This window comes from Bartonella sp. MR100HLJHH (assembly GCF_042194215.1).
Lineage (GTDB): Bacteria > Pseudomonadota > Alphaproteobacteria > Rhizobiales > Rhizobiaceae > Bartonella > Bartonella grahamii.
On sequence record NZ_JBHIMR010000113.1, the window covers coordinates 1 to 557 of the forward strand.

The 557-nt window shown below is 40.8% G+C and carries 1 pseudogene; it reads right to left on the minus strand.

Features of this window, described 5'->3' with window-relative positions:
- Nucleotides 1-95 precede the first annotated feature (95 nt).
- A pseudogene (locus tag ACFIJ7_RS09820) lies at nucleotides 96-557 on the minus strand (hypothetical protein); the annotation flags it as partial.

Below are 557 nucleotides of genomic sequence, written 5' to 3' on the forward strand. Positions count from 1 at the left end.
TTAATGCACGAATGCGGCGGAGCGTTCTGCGCCCAACTTCGATTGTTTCATCAGTAAGTTCGTATTTTTTTTCCATGGTTTATTGCCTCACGCCCTTATCTTAAAACAGTGTCATTTCCAGATACTTTTGTATTTCCGGTTACTTTGGCATTCTCGCAAACTAGTGCACCACCAAACACACGGGCATTTCCAGAGATTTCTGCGTGACCACCAACTTTAGCTTTTTCAGAAACATGGGCTCCATCATAAATTTTGGCAAAACTACAAACCTTTGCTTTACCGAAAATACGAGCATTGTCACAAGCGGATGCAAAGTGCGAAATTGTAGCGTTGTCGAAAACTTCTGCATTGTCATAAACGCGTGCATGTTCGGAAATTACGGCGTCATGGTATATTCTTGCTTCTCCATAAACCTTGGCATCACCGCAAACTTGTGCATTAACGTAAATTACTGCTCGGTCGTAAACATGTGCATCATCGTAAATTTTTGCACGACCATTAATAACAGCATAATTATAAATTTTTGCATGGCTATAAATACATGCCAAGCCAGAAAC